At 59.9% G+C, this 14,139-nt stretch carries 12 protein-coding genes and 1 pseudogene; 6 read left to right on the top strand and 7 right to left on the bottom strand.

Annotated features, from left to right (window positions below; translation table 11 throughout):
- Both P792_RS27195 and P792_RS27190 read right to left on the bottom strand, forming a co-directional pair.
- On the bottom strand, nucleotides 1-914 hold a 914-nt coding region (locus tag P792_RS27195; protein WP_023978479.1), incomplete at its 3' end, for an L-dopachrome tautomerase-related protein.
- Complete coding sequence (locus P792_RS27190; protein ID WP_023978478.1) at nucleotides 911-2,245, bottom strand: SMP-30/gluconolactonase/LRE family protein; 1,335 nt, start codon at nucleotides 2,243-2,245, stop codon at nucleotides 911-913. The genes P792_RS27195 and P792_RS27190, both read right to left, overlap by 4 nt.
- 519 nt (nucleotides 2,246-2,764) lie before the next feature.
- Between P792_RS27190 and P792_RS27185 the strand changes: the two genes are divergently transcribed.
- The gene (locus tag P792_RS27185) at nucleotides 2,765-3,280 is read left to right on the top strand and encodes a DUF2938 family protein (RefSeq protein ID WP_051395855.1); all 516 of its coding nucleotides are present in this window, start codon (nucleotides 2,765-2,767) and stop codon (nucleotides 3,278-3,280) included.
- A gap of 99 nt (nucleotides 3,281-3,379) precedes the next feature.
- Here the strand turns inward: P792_RS27185 and glpK are convergent, their stop codons facing one another.
- The 4 genes from glpK to P792_RS27165 all read right to left on the bottom strand — a co-directional run bounded on the left by glpK (nucleotide 3,380) and on the right by P792_RS27165 (nucleotide 8,526).
- Nucleotides 3,380-4,915 carry a glycerol kinase GlpK gene (gene glpK / locus P792_RS27180; protein WP_023978476.1) on the bottom strand — a complete coding sequence of 512 codons (1,536 nt, stop codon included), beginning with the start codon at nucleotides 4,913-4,915 and terminating at the stop codon, nucleotides 3,380-3,382.
- Nucleotides 4,916-5,032: 117 nt separating this feature from the next.
- A complete protein-coding gene (locus P792_RS27175; protein ID WP_023978475.1) occupies nucleotides 5,033-5,938 on the bottom strand; it encodes an MIP/aquaporin family protein in 906 nt (301 codons plus the stop codon).
- 47 nt (nucleotides 5,939-5,985) lie between these two features.
- Nucleotides 5,986-7,641 (bottom strand): glycerol-3-phosphate dehydrogenase, encoded by a 1,656-nt coding sequence (glpD, locus tag P792_RS27170; RefSeq protein ID WP_081866673.1) that lies wholly within the window; start codon nucleotides 7,639-7,641, stop codon nucleotides 5,986-5,988.
- Between the two features lie 117 nt (nucleotides 7,642-7,758).
- Nucleotides 7,759-8,526, bottom strand: coding sequence for a DeoR/GlpR family DNA-binding transcription regulator (locus P792_RS27165; RefSeq protein WP_023978473.1), 768 nt, complete (start codon nucleotides 8,524-8,526; stop codon nucleotides 7,759-7,761).
- A 121-nt stretch (nucleotides 8,527-8,647) separates the two neighbouring features.
- Between P792_RS27165 and uvrB the strand changes: the two genes are divergently transcribed.
- The 4 genes from uvrB to gshB all read left to right on the top strand — a co-directional run bounded on the left by uvrB (nucleotide 8,648) and on the right by gshB (nucleotide 13,413).
- Nucleotides 8,648-10,867 (top strand): excinuclease ABC subunit UvrB, encoded by a 2,220-nt coding sequence (uvrB, locus tag P792_RS27160; RefSeq protein ID WP_023978472.1) that lies wholly within the window; start codon nucleotides 8,648-8,650, stop codon nucleotides 10,865-10,867.
- Nucleotides 10,864-11,757, top strand: coding sequence for an aldose 1-epimerase (locus P792_RS27155; RefSeq protein WP_031240608.1), 894 nt, complete (start codon nucleotides 10,864-10,866; stop codon nucleotides 11,755-11,757). The genes uvrB and P792_RS27155 overlap by 4 nt, the downstream gene beginning before the upstream one ends.
- Nucleotides 11,758-11,763: 6 nt before the next feature.
- A complete protein-coding gene (gene greB, locus P792_RS27150; protein WP_023978470.1) occupies nucleotides 11,764-12,261 on the top strand; it encodes a transcription elongation factor GreB in 498 nt (165 codons plus the stop codon).
- 171 nt (nucleotides 12,262-12,432) lie between these two features.
- The gene (gshB, locus tag P792_RS27145; protein WP_031240607.1) at nucleotides 12,433-13,413 is read left to right on the top strand and encodes a glutathione synthase; all 981 of its coding nucleotides are present in this window, start codon (nucleotides 12,433-12,435) and stop codon (nucleotides 13,411-13,413) included.
- Between the two features lie 60 nt (nucleotides 13,414-13,473).
- Here the strand turns inward: gshB and P792_RS37975 are convergent, their stop codons facing one another.
- Nucleotides 13,474-13,719, bottom strand: coding sequence for a hypothetical protein (locus P792_RS37975; protein ID WP_023978468.1), 246 nt, complete (start codon nucleotides 13,717-13,719; stop codon nucleotides 13,474-13,476).
- 275 nt (nucleotides 13,720-13,994) lie between these two features.
- On the opposite strand from P792_RS37975, the pseudogene P792_RS38670 reads away from it, so the two are divergent.
- Nucleotides 13,995-14,139: pseudogene (locus P792_RS38670) on the top strand (SAM-dependent methyltransferase); the annotation flags it as partial.

Here is a 14,139-nt window from a genome sequence, read left to right as displayed (position 1 = left end):
CCGCCGCTCATGACCGATTGGCCAAGATACTCTACCCGTTTGTCCAGCTCCGCATCGGTGAGCTTAGCATTGCGCAGATCCGAGGTCGCGATGCGCCAGTAATGATGGTCGGTGAGCGGGCGATAATAGAGCCACTTGCGGTCGGGTGAGAGCGCGATGCCATCATCCTGTGTGACGGGGAGCGTCTTATCTTTCTTGCGCGCAAGCTCCCCATAGATGTGAAGATGCTGTTTGGGATCGGCGATCCCCGAGCGCGTATTGGCCAGAACCAGACGATAGGCCCCGGTATCGAGATCCATCACCACCAGCCCGCCACGCCCCCATTCATTGGTGATATAGGCAGTGCGTGTGCGCGTATCCACGCGCACATCGTTGAGTGAGTCAGCCGGAGTGATGTCGGGGCCGAAATGATAGATCTGGTAGAGTTGCCCGGTTTCGGCGTCGAATTCCGCCAGTTTGGGCGGCAGGGTTTTCTGGTCCACTGAAGGGAGCGATGAATCCAGCACCCAGAGATGATTGCGGTCGTCCACCCATAGGGCCGGTACAGAAACCCATACTTCCTTGTCCACCGGATGCGGGTCAAAGCGGTTCCAGCCCGCATCGGGAAACGGCTGGAGGGCGCCCGTCGCAGGGTCGACCCGCACGACACTCGCACTGTAGCGCTTCATGGTTGCCGGGGCAGAGGCATAGACGATGCCGGAATGCGAGACCCCGACCCCGATCATGTTGAAATCCTTCGGGAAGCGCTTGACGACCTCCAGCGCCGTCGTGCCGTTTTTCGAAGCGATGCGCTGTGTGACCGCATCCGGCTTGGTTGTATCGGGTGCTGGCGCAGCAAGTGCGCGAGGCGCGGCAGAGAGGGCAAGCAGAGCGATTGCGCTCCCCCCGATCAGGCATCGATAAGGCATTTTCATGACAGGCCGGCTCCCTGTGTGGCGACATCGAGTGTGAAAATCGTGTTTTCAGCGCACATGAACAAACGGTCGCGCTGTGTTCCGCCGAAGCACAGATTGGAAACACTGCGCGGCAGGCGCAGGCGGCCGATCATCTTGCCTGCCGGGTTATAGACAAACACACCGCACAACCCGAGCGGGCCATTGGCCGCGACCCAGAGATTGCCCAGCCGGTCTGCCTTGATACCGTCCGGCATGAGCTTGTGACCACCCAGCGTCATATCGGCAAAGACGCGCTGGTTCGTAAGGGCCGGGACGCCATTCGTGCCGGGTTGAGTGCCCCCCGGTTTCTGCACGTCAAATGCGTAGATGTTGCGATACCCGCCACCTTTGGGGCTGAGGGCGCCTTTTTCGCTGGAGACGATATAAAGCGTCTTCTGATCAGGAGAGAAGCATAGCCCGTTCGGCCCCGCTAGGGCGTCGCCATCGAGAAGTGCGGTGAGGTGACGCTTCTCGGGGTCAAGATGAAAGACATGGGTTGCCTGTGCATGCTCACCCCCTATCTGCTCGGTCGCTTCCAGATCCAGATTCCAGGTGAGATTGCCTTTTGTCGGCGTGGCCCCGTCAGGAGCATCCGGGTGCCCTTCCCATAATCTGTCGCCATAGGGCGGGTCGGTGAACCAGATCCCGCCCTCATGATCAACCACGATATCATTGGGTGAGTTGAGGCGTTTGCCGTTAAAGCTCTCCGCGAGCACCGTGCAGCGCCCGTCATGCTCCCAGCGGATCACCCGGCGCAACCCGTGCTCGCAGGTGATAAGCCGTCCCTCACGATCGAACGTATTGCCGTTGGAGTGGTAGCTTTCCTTGCGGAACATCGTCATGCAGCGTTCTTCTGGCAGGTAGCGGTACTGTGTGCTTCCCATGACATCACTGGTGATGAGAAACCTGCCCTCGTTTGACCATGCAGGCCCTTCCAGCCAGAGCACCTTGCCTTTCCACGCCTGAACAAGCGGCGCGTTATCAAGAATCACCGCCGAGAAGGACGGGTCGTAGGAAATGATATCGGGGTCGGGGGTGAAGGCGACGGGAGCTTCGGGCCCCCAGAGGCGCGGCGGTGTGCTGACAACACTCGGCGGAGACAGCGCCGTATCAGCTGGAACGTCATGGGCCGAGGCTTTCCGCCGCATCAGGGGGGCCACAAGCGCTGCGCCCAGCGCGGCGCTACCGATCCGGATCAGCCTACGCCGTGTTGGGGAAGGAGCCGAACCTGCCGGGCCTGGATCGTCGGCGCCGGAAAGCTTCTTTTCACGGGTAGCGACTTCTGGGGCGGGGGGTGTGGCAGGTAGCATGAGGCGTGTTCCTTTCGCAGGCTCGGTTCCATGGTCGCCGCGCAAAGCGACGGCAACGGGACGGGATCAGTCATTGAAGGCCGGGGGCGGGGTCAGGTTCCGGGCGGATCAACAAGGGTATCAGGTGGAAATGTGATGCTTGTGTTATAAATCACGCTAAATTAGTGATCAGGCTGTGGCCAGTCGCAATGAAGAATTGCCCGATTACTATTCGTGATCGATACGAGACCAGTGCTGTGCCTGAAGATCCGGCCTTTCTTCTTGTGAGGTCAGACATCATCATGGGGGCGCTCTGTTCTGACTGATACAGCACTTCCGCTCGGCGCCATTTGGCGCAGTCATTCTGCCGCACCGATGAAAGGGCTCGTAATTTGCTCCTGATCACTATTGCGCGTGTCCGATGATGCGCACGTGTTACGAACTGGCTGACAGATGGCGGATCTGTCATGGAGGGCGGGCTTACGGTCCGGTGTCAGCACCTCATGCTCAGCCGGGCTCGCTCATTGCAGGATGACCGGAATGGACAGTTTTCTCGCGCACCCTCTGGGGGCCATCATTGTATTCACGATTATCGTCGGCGTCGTCTCGACCCTGATCCTCGATCTCTACGCGCTCGTGCTCGACAAGGCTCTGGGTCTCCCCCAGACCAATTGGGGCGCGGTCGGCCACTGGCTACAGGGCATGAAGCAGGGGCGCTTCGTGTTCGAACCGACGGCAAGCGGGGTCTACACACCCGGTGAACACGGGCTTGGCTGGCTGTTTCATTACGTGGTGGGCTGTGCCTATGCCGCCATGCTGCCGGTTTTCTGGGGTGTGGCTTTCATCGCGGCACCTACGTGGCTGCCGATCATCCTTATCGGCGTGGTCCTGACCACCATTGCGGGCCTGACACTTATGGTACCGGGTATGGGAGGCGGTTTTCTCGGGCTTAAGACGCCCAACCCGGTGAAGCTGTACGGTCTCGTGCTGCTGGCCCATGCAGTCTTTGCCATCGGGCAATATGCGGCAGCGATAGGGTTTGCGTCCTGCTTTTGAGGGACATGTTTCCCCGGCCACGAGTAAGGGGCTGAATAAGGCCGGGATGCAGGGGCTTTCCCCCGCATCCCGGTTCGGATCATACGCCTGCTGGCCGGCTCAGGCTGCCTGATCGCGGCGCGCAGATGTGACGCTCGTCGTCTCACGGGGAGGGGTCAGGGTGCGACGCACCGCATCTTCCCAGCCGCGCAGCAATGTCAGGCGCAAGGCGCCGTCGATATCGGGCGTGAAAAGCCGCTCCTGCTCCCAGATGGTGCCGATTTCCTCCAGAGACTGCCAGACACCCGTGGCCAGGCCTGCCAGAAAAGCGGCGCCAAGAGCCGTTGTCTCCAGATCCAGCGGACGTTGCACGTCCGTATCGAGGATGTTCGCCAGAAACTGCGAGAACCAGTCATTGGCTGACATACCGCCATCGATACGCAATGTCTGGGCCTGCATGGCGCCGTCCTCACGCATGGCGTGTGCCAGATCGAAAGTCTGATAAGCGACCGATTCAAGCGCTGCACGGGCGATATGCGCCTCGGTTGAGCCGAGCGTAAGGCCACAGATCAGACCGCGCGCTTCCGGATCCCAATGGGGGGCACCCAGGCCGACAAAACCGGGCACCATGTATACTCCGTGGCTATCTGGCACACGCGTTGCCATGTCGTCGGTCTGTGAGGCATGGGTGATGAGGTGCAATCCGTCACGCAGCCATTTGATGGCAGCCCCGGCCACAAAGATTGAGCCCTCCAGCGCATAGGTGGTCTTGCCACCGATACGATAGCCGATTGTGGTCAGAAGCCGATGATGCGAGGTGACGGGCTGCTCACCCGTGTTGAGCAGCATGAAACAGCCTGTTCCATAGGTTGCCTTGGCCATGCCGGGTTTGAAGCAGGCCTGCCCCACAAGCGCTGCGTGCTGATCGCCCGCCATGCCGCCGATGGGAATGGACTGGCCGAACAGGGCCGGATCGGTCATGCCCAGTTCACCGCTATTGTCGCAAAGAGCGGGCAGCAGGGCCTGAGGGACGTTGAACAGGGCCAGAAGCTCTTGGTCCCATTCCTGTGTGTGGATGTTGAACAGAGCCGTGCGGCTGGCATTGGTGACATCGGTGGCATGCACTTTGCCACCGGTCAGGCGCCACAGGAGGAAGCAGTCAATTGTGCCCATAGCGAGTTCGCCGGCCTCGGCCCGCGCCCGCAAGCCGGGAATATTGTCGAGCAGCCAGGTGATCTTGCTGGCAGAGAAATAGGGGTCGAGGAGCAGGCCGGTCTTGGCGCGCACCATTTCCTCCGCACCATCGCGTTTGAGCTCGGCGCAGAAGGCGGCTGTGCGCCGGTCCTGCCAGACGATGGCGCGATGCACCGGCTTGCCTGTGCTGCGCTCCCAAAGCACGACGGTCTCGCGCTGGCTGGTAATGCCTAGCCCGGCAATTCTGTCGATACCTCCGGATTGCTCGATGGCCTCGCGTGCCGTGTCGAGCGCATCGCGCCAGATATCCTCGACATCATGTTCGACCCAGCCGGGGCTGGGATAATGCTGGGTGAATTCACGCCGTGACAGAGCAAGAGAGCGCGCCTTGCTGTCAAACACGATGCTGCGTGTGGAGGTCGTGCCCTGATCGATGGCGAGGATATGGGTCTTGCGGGTCATGGTGATGGTCCTTGAAATACGCGTGGCATGTCGGTGCCGGTGCAGGCTGTCTTATGAAATCGGGTAGGGGTGGCCGATCGGATTGTTCCGGTCGGCCGGTGCCTCACAAGGCTGGATCTAATGGAGCGTCGTGGCCTCGTTGACCCGCGAGGCAAACACGGGTGCCGGGGTAATGACGGGGGTGGTGGCAACGGGGTCGGGCAATGTCTGGGCTGCGCCTGTCGTCGCGCCTGGGTTGTAGTTCGGCATGAACGGGCGGAGCGTGAACTGATAGATGCCAGCACCCACCACGCCACCAACCAGCGGGCCTGCGATGGGAACCCACCAGTAATGCTGGGGTGCCGGAAAAGCGGAAGCTCCCCAGCCGGCAAAGAAGGCAAAGGTACGTGGGCCGAAATCACGTGCGGGGTTGATGGCCCAGGCATCGAGGAAGCCGGAGGAGGCACCGATGGCTGCAACGAGCAGACCGATGATGAGGGCACCCGAATTCGCCTGTGGGGCCTGGGTGTTATACTGGCAAGTGATGGCGAAGATGCCAAATACCAGCACGGCGGTCAGGACGATCTGCACCACAAAGGAATGCATGGCCGTCACGGCAAGGCCGGGATGGGTAAAGAACACCCCTGCGGCCCCGCCATCACCCGCACGGGTGAAGTGATGGGTCATGTTGTAGTGATCGATGACCGGATGGAAATTGAGATAGACGACCGCAGCCCCGGCAATGCCGCCCAGCACCTGCGCGGTGCAGTAAGGCAAGACCTTTTTCCATGAAAAGCCACGATAAAGGGCAAGAGCAAGGGTTACGGCGGGGTTGGCATGGGTGCCGCTTACAGCCCCGGTGGCATAGATGGCGATGGTGACGCCAAGCCCCCACACGATGGCCACGCCCCAATAGGCGTTCTGATACGGATTGGGATCATAAAGCACGATCATCGCCGCGACGCTGTCGCCGAAGATGATGATGATCAGCACGGCGATGAATTCGGAAATCAGTTCGCCGAGATAGCGTTTTCTTTCTGACATGAGAAAATTTCCGTCAGCCAGAGTGGGAGGGAGAGGCGGGAGGGAGATCAGGCCATTTCGTGGGCGGGGCCGGTCTCGACAGGCGGGGAATTCCGGCGCGATCGCCGGGCGATGTAATCCTCGAGAGCGCGTGTCTCGCGAGGGGAAAAACGAAGGCCGAGCTTCGAGCGACGCCAGAGAATATCCTCTGCGTTGCGCGCCCATTCATGGTCGATCAGATAATTGGCCTCGGCCTCATACAGATCGGCTCCAAGGCAGGCCCCCAGCGAGGGCGGGGCGCTGACATCGGGTGTATGCCCGGCGGGAAGGGCATTTGCTTGTGTGACCGTGCTGGACTGAGTGGTGTGCGCTTCTGCGCCTTCTGCCATCAGCGTTTCGACCAAGGTGCCGTAATTGCGCACGAGCCGCGTTGCGGTATCCTGCGTCATCCCCGGCACATGCTTCATGAGCAGACGGACGCGGTTGTTGAAATCTGCCCGCTTGAAATTGCCGCCGGGCAGGGCAGTATCGGCCGTCCATGACGTAACCGGCAGTCCGGGCAGATGGGGCGCGAGTTTTTCGAGAGCGTGCTCGGCGAGCTTGCGGTAGGTGGTGATCTTGCCGCCGAAAACGGACAGCACGGGGGCTGCGCTGTGATCGACATCGAGCACATAGTCGCGCGTCACGGCGGAGGCGCTGCCCGAGTGGTCGTCATAAAGCGGACGTACGCCAGCATAGCTCCACACAACGTCATCCGGTGTGATGGCGCGTTTGAAATAGCGGTTCACGCTTTCGCAGAGATAGGTGATTTCCTCTTGTGAAATAGCCACGGCACCGGCGTCCTGTTCCCAGGGAATGTCGGTCGTGCCGATAAGGGTGAAATCCTTCTCATACGGGATGGCAAAGACGATGCGACGGTCCGGATTTTGCAGGATATAGGCCTGCTCGGTCTCGAACATGCGGGGCACGACAATGTGGCTGCCCTTGATGAGCCGCACATCATTCCTGCTCGGTACCGACAATCTGTCCTTGAGCAGTTCAGCTACCCAGGGGCCTGCGGCATTGATAAGGGCACGGGCGCTGACCTGCCTTGTCTGATCGGTCGCCTCGTCACGAAGGGTGGCGATCCAGCGATCCGGGTGACGTTCGGCCCCGATCAGCTTTGTGCGGGTGCAGATTGTTGCGCCGCGTCGGGCGGCATCCATGGCATTGAGCACGACGAGCCGGCTGTCCTGCACCCAGCCATCGGAATATTCGAACCCCTTGCGGAATTCGTTGCGTAACACACGCCCTGCCGGGTCCTGCTGCAGCTTGAGCACGCGGGTTTTGGGCAGCGTCATGACGCGGCAGAGATTGTCGTACAGGAACAACCCGGTGCGCAGCAGCCATGCCGGACGCAGCATGGCTGAATGAGGCAGGATGAAACGCATGGGCCAGATGATGTGAGGCGCGATGCGAAGCAGGTTTTCACGTTCGTTGAGCGCCTCGCGTACCAGCCGAAACTCGTAATATTCGAGATAGCGCAGCCCACCGTGAATCAGCTTCGTGCTGGCTGAGGACGTATGGCTTGCCAGATCATCCTTCTCGACCAGCAGCACGTTCAGGCCGCGCCCTGCGGCATCGCGCGCAATCCCTGCGCCATTGATGCCACCGCCCACGATCAGCAGGTCGTGCTCAATCATGTCGGAACCCTCGTTCGGGTGGATGGGGGTGGAACCGCTCATGGGGTGAGACCTTTCGAGGGGAACAAACTCGAAAGTCTTACTAGATCAAAAACGAAAGAAAGCGAACATGGAACGTTAACTATAACGCGTTCGTGTTATTTGTGAGCAAGATGTGGGTCAGGCTACGTGAAGTCTAACATTCGCCGCTTCGAGCGCGGCAACGAATGGGGAGGAGGGCATACGATCCGTCACGAAGTCATCAATGCTGGAGAGATCGCCCACCCGCCCCACCGGGCTACGTGTGAACTTGGTGTGGTCGGCCAGCAGAATCACACGTCTTGCATGGCGCATGATGGCGCGGGCGCATTGTATCTCATCGAGATCGAAATCAAGCAGCGTGCCATCTTCCTCAATGCCGCTGATGCCAATAACACCGAAGTCGGCCCGGAAGCCCGACAGGGATTCCGTCGCGGCTGCGCCTACAATGCCGCCATCCTGGGGGCGCACCAGTCCACCTGCCAGCACGGTGCGAAAATCGCGCCGGGGAGACAGGGCAACTGCAACATGCAGATTATTGGTGATGACGTGCAGGTCCTTATGGCTGGTCAGGGCCCGGGCAAAGGCCTCTGTCGTGGTGCCGATATTGATGAAGAGCGAACTGCCATCAGGGATGAGCCGTGACGCGCATTGCCCGATCGCCTCCTTGGCACGCGAGTGAAGGCTCTGGCGCTCGCCGTAGGCGATGTTTTCGGTGGAAGAGGCAGGGCTTGCCCCGCCATGATAGCGCGCCACATGCCCTGCCTCCGACAGGGCATTGAGATCGCGCCGGATGGTCTGGACCGTGACACCAAGACGCTGCGCAAGATCCTCATTGGACATGAAGCCATGGGCCTGGACCAGCGTCACGATCTGCCTGTGACGGGGCGAATTGAGGATATCCTGCATCATGAACCCCTGTCTGCCATGACGCGTTCTGTCATGCGATACCGATGCCGACAATCTCGCTTTTGAACCCGCGATCTGGCGCGCTCTTGTGACAGCCCTTTTGAAAGCCCATTTTCCTGCCATGGCGACAGCAACACGATCCACGATGGAAGCGATCCCCGAGCACCGGCTTATGGGATTCAGGCCTGAACGACAGCCCGCAAAGGAAAAGCTGCGGCGTCTGGTCGTCAAATCCGAATACGAGCCCGCGGGCGACCAGCCCACCGCTATTGCGGAACTGACGCAGGGTGTGAATGACGGGGAGGTGGATCAGGTTCTTCTGGGTGTCACGGGTTCGGGCAAGACCTTCACCATGGCCAAGGTCATCGAGGCGACACAGAAGCCGACCCTGATTCTGGCACCGAACAAGACGCTGGCAGCGCAGCTCTACGGCGAAATGAAGCAGTTCTTTCCTGATAACGCGGTCGAATATTTCGTATCCTATTATGATTATTACCAGCCGGAAGCCTATGTGCCGCGCTCTGACACCTATATTGAAAAAGACAGTCAGATCAACGAGCAGATCGACCGTATGCGCCATGCTGCCACGCAGGCCTTGCTGGAGCGCAACGACGTCATCATCGTGGCCTCGGTATCGTGCATCTACGGTATCGGCTCGGTCGAGACCTATTCGCGCATGGTGGTCAAGCTTGAGGCGGGTGGCAGCATTGATCGTGACCGACTGATCAAGGCGCTGGTCGAATTGCAATATCGCCGCAACGACGCGGCGTTCGAGCGCGGCACATTCCGTGTGCGCGGCGAGCAGATCGATATCTTTCCGGTGCAGAACGAGGATCGCGCCTGGCGTGTCTCGCTTTTCGGCGATGAAATCGAGGCCATCACGGAGTTCGACCCGCTGACAGGCAACAAGACCGCCGACCTGACAGAGATAAGCGTCTATGCCAATTCGCATTATGTGACGCCACGTCCGACGCTCAATCAAGCCATGATCGGTATCAAGGCGGAGTTGCGCCAGCGCCTCGATGAGCTCAATGCGGCGGGCAAGCTGCTGGAGGCTGAGCGCCTGCAACAGCGCACGATTTTCGATCTCGAGATGATCGAGACCACAGGGGCCTGCAAGGGCATTGAAAACTATTCCCGTTATCTCTCTGGTCGTGGCCCCGGCGATCCGCCACCGACCCTGTTCGAGTATCTGCCAGAGGATGCGCTGCTGATTGTCGATGAGAGCCATGTGACGGTGCCTCAGATCGGGGGCATGGCGCGGGGTGACCATGCGCGCAAATCCGTGCTTTCCGAATACGGTTTCCGACTGCCTTCCTGTCTCGACAACCGGCCCCTCAAATTCGAGGAGTGGCAGGCCTTGCGCCCGCAAAGCGTGTTCGTTTCCGCAACACCCGGCCCCTGGGAAATGGAACGGACCGCAGGCGTGTTTGCTGAGCAGATCATTCGTCCGACCGGGCTGATCGACCCTGTCACAATCGTGCGCCCAGTCGAAGGGCAGGTGGATGATCTGCTGGCTGAAGCCCGCGACACCATTACGGCGGGAGGGCGTGTTCTGGTGACCACGCTCACCAAGCGCATGGCCGAGGATCTGACAGAGTATCTCGGCGAGGCCGGTATCAAGGTGCGCTATCTCCACTCTGATGTGGATACGCTCGAGCGTATCGAGATCATCCGCGATCTACGTCTTGGCGCTTTTGATGTGCTGGTTGGCATCAACCTGTTGCGTGAGGGGCTCGATATCCCTGAATGTGCGCTCGTTGCGATCCTTGATGCAGACAAGGAAGGTTTTTTGCGTAGTCGCACATCGCTGATCCAGACGATTGGCCGTGCGGCGCGTAACGTGGATGGCCGCGTGCTGCTTTATGCCGACAAGATGACGGGCTCGCTCGAATTCGCGATTGAGGAAACCGCGCGTCGTCGTGCCCGTCAGGTGGCATGGAACGAGGAGCACGGAATCACACCGCAGACTGTGCGCTCGCGTATTGGCGATGCGCTGTCGTCCGTGTTCGAGCAGGATTACGTGACGGTTGGTCCTGATGAAGCCGGGGACACGCAGGAATTCGTGGGCAAGTCGCTTGCGGCTTCTATCCAGGATCTGGAAAAGCGCATGCGTGCTGCGGCGGCGGACCTCGATTTCGAACAGGCCGCGCGCTTGCGAGATGAAATCAAGCGGCTTGAAGCGATCGATCTCGGGCTTGAGCCTCCCCCCTTGCCGAGTTCAACCGCAGGGCGTAGCGGGTTCAGGAGCAAGGACAAGACGCCACGACCGCTCGGCCCGGGCGGCGGGGGTTATGACCCCAACAAGAAGCGGGGCGGTGGCAGGAGAAAAGCAGGATGATCGAGCTGAAACTGGGCGAGGCCCATCTCGGATTACTCCCCGCTCTTGGTGGCAGTCTTGCCTTTTGGCGGCTACGCGGGCGCGATCTGCTGGTGCCGACCGCCGATCCGAACCTTGTCGCACAGAAAAACACGCCCGTTGCAGGCTATCCCTTGCTGCCCTTCTCCAACCGCATCGGGGATGGCACATTCAGTTTCGAGGGCATCCCGTACCAACTGGCGCATAATTTTGTCAGTGAGCCCCATGCCATTCACGGCAATGGCTGGGAACGCAGCTGGGAAGTTGCCCAGCACGATGCCGAGCGGGCCATTCTTTATCTCGACCATGATCCCGCCAAGGGGGACGATGCGGCGCAATGGCCCTTTGCCTACCGCGCCGTTCTCTCTTTCGTACTGCATCGTGAAGGGATGGATGTCGAAATCCTTCTTGCCAATCGCGATACGCGTGCGCAGCCTGTCGGCATGGGATTCCATCCGTTCTTCGCCAGAAGCGACGACATGACGCTGCAATTCGGGGCGCGAGGGATGTGGCAGAATGGGTCGGACATGCTTCCCACCACTCTGCAGCCCTATGAGGGCACGGAGTTTTTCGACAAGGCGAAGCTCGTCGGGGCGACACGCCTTGATAACTGCTTTGCCGGGTGGGATGGCAAGGCAACGCTCGGTTACCCCTCGGCTGGCTATGATCTGACGATTGAGGCTGATGCGGCGTTCTCGCATCTGGTGGTCTTCACCGCGCCGGAAAAACCTTTCGTGGCGGTCGAGGCGGTGACGAACATGAACAACGCGATCAACCATCCCGAGATACTCGAAAACGGGCTGCGTGTTCTCGCGCCCGGTGAGAGGATATCGGGTGTCATACGCTATCGCATTACCGAGCAGCGCGGCTGAATTTCCGTGTCCGACGCTTCCCGTATTGCCCTCAGCCAGTATCTTACCCCTCAGGGGGCCGCGCGTATGCGTGAGGAATTACGGGAACTCATGCAGGTTGAGCGTCCACGCATTGTGGAGATCGTCTCCTGGGCAGCGGGCAATGGCGATCGCTCTGAAAACGGCGATTATCTGTACGGCAAACGCCGGCTGCGTGAGATCGACCGCCGCGCCCGGTTTCTGAGCAAGCGACTCGAGCATGCCCTGATTGTCGATCCTGCCAGCCAGACAACGCGCGACCGTGTGTTCTTTGGGGCGCGCGTTGCCTATGCCGATGAGGACGATGTCAGACATGATGTGACTATCGTCGGCTGCGATGAGGCAGATCTGACCCGGCGGGAAATCTCGCTCGTATCGCCCGTCGCGCGTGCCCTGATGCGCGGCCGTGTGGGTGATGAAGTGAGCCTGATGACGCCCAACGGAACGGTCACGCTGGAGATTCTGGAGATCGCCTATCCGCAGTGAGGCGGAGCCGTAAGGTCCCGCGAGGCTTTCTGTTTGCGCATGCTTGGCAGGGCGCACGCTCATGATATGGGTGTGGCGTGATGCAAACGGCCCCGCAGGGCAAAAGCCAGGGTTCGAACCTGGTTTGTAACGATGACATTCTGGTTTGCAGATACCGAAAGGACGAAGACGATGGCCCTACGCATAGCCGTACAGATGGACCCGCTTGAGCACGTCAATATCAACGGGGACTCCACCTTCGCCCTGATGCTCGAAGCCCAGAGACGTGGGCATGAACTCTTTGTGTATCCTGTGGACTCGCTGTGTCTCGGCGAAGGCGGGACCGAGAAGACGCTGCATCATGGTCGGGTTTCTGCGCGGGCGCGTCCGGTCACGGTGCAGCGCGTGCAGGGGGGGCATGCGACCTTCGGCGCAGAGCAGCGTCTAGATCTGGGTGAGACAGATGTGGTGCTGATGCGTCAGGATCCGCCCTTCGATATGGGTTATATCACCGCCACCCATATGCTCGAGCATGTCCACGGTGTTGGACCCGGCAAGACACTGGTCGTGAATGACCCGCAAGCCGTGCGAAACGCTCCCGAGAAGCTGCTGGTCACGCATTATCCCGATCTTATGCCCCCGACACTGGTCACATGGGACACTGAGGCGCTGGCCGAATTCAGGGCCCGCTATGGCGACGTGATTCTCAAACCGCTCTACGGTAATGGCGGGGCGGGCATTTTCCGTATCCGTGAAGGTGATGAGAATTTTGCGTCATTGCTGGAATTGCATTTCAGCCGCTCGCGTGAACCGCTTATGATCCAGCGTTATGAGCCGATGGTGCGCAAGGGCGATAAACGCATCATTCTGGCCGATGGCGAACCGATCGGTGCGATCAACCGCGTTCCTGCTACAGGCGAGGCCCGCTCGAACATGCATGTGGGTGGTCGGGCGGAAGCCGTCGCCCTCACGGCGCGCGATAAGGAAATCTGTGCGCGTATCGGATCATATCTGCGTGAAAACGGGCTCATCTTCGTCGGGATCGACGTGATCGGTGATTGGCTGACCGAGATCAACGTGACCTCCCCGACGGGCCTGCAGGAACTGGACCGTTTCAACGACATGAACAGTGCCGGCCTGGTCTGGGACGCCATCGAAAAGCGCCTCTGCTGAGGCGTTTTTTCAACTTGGCGTCTTGTTTTCGACATATGCGACAGAGCGCGGCGAAGGGTGTCAATCGGAATGCTTCGGGGCATTTTCCGGGATCGATGGGTCGGTATCAGAATTCTTGGCTTCAGCGCCCGTATATTTAAACGGCAGCGCGACCTCTGATACATCGAAGTCGGCAGGTGTCGGCGGGGTCGCACGTCCGTAGCGGTTATCGTACCACTCCCGAATATTGTGTCTGAACCGAACGATAAAAATCGACGCCCACAGTCCGATTGCCAGAATGAATAAACTAAGATCGAAGAGTGACATGAGGATCAGTTTCTTTCCAGGAGTTGTCCGAGCAACCCGGGCTCGGGCGCTCTCCCGTTATTATTGCCTATCTTCTAGGCGTTGCCTGTGACGAAATGCAAACCGCCCCTCGCCAGTTCTGACGAGATACGCTAAGAGCATCTGATCTGTTCGATGCCTGCCACGCTGGCTGCGGTCGGGCGACAATTTTGAATGGCCGAGGTCTCGCAAGGGGATTTCGGGACAGGTATCAGGACAAAACCAATGATTTTGTGCGACCAGACGAACGAAGCCTGATGACACGACCGGACCCCCTGATCGACCCGACCGTCTCCCTTGACGATACGCATCCTCGCCCCCGCTCTGCACTGGACGCTGATGCTGTCCGCGCAGCTTATCGCCGCTGGGCCAAGGTGTATGACTCCGTGTTTGGCGGCATCT

Origin of the sequence: Asaia sp. SF2.1, assembly GCF_000505765.1 — a bacterium.
Classification (GTDB): Bacteria; Pseudomonadota; Alphaproteobacteria; order Acetobacterales; family Acetobacteraceae; genus Asaia; species Asaia bogorensis.
The sequence above is the reverse complement of the archived record's forward strand: the minus strand, read 5'-3'. Positions and strand labels throughout refer to the sequence as shown.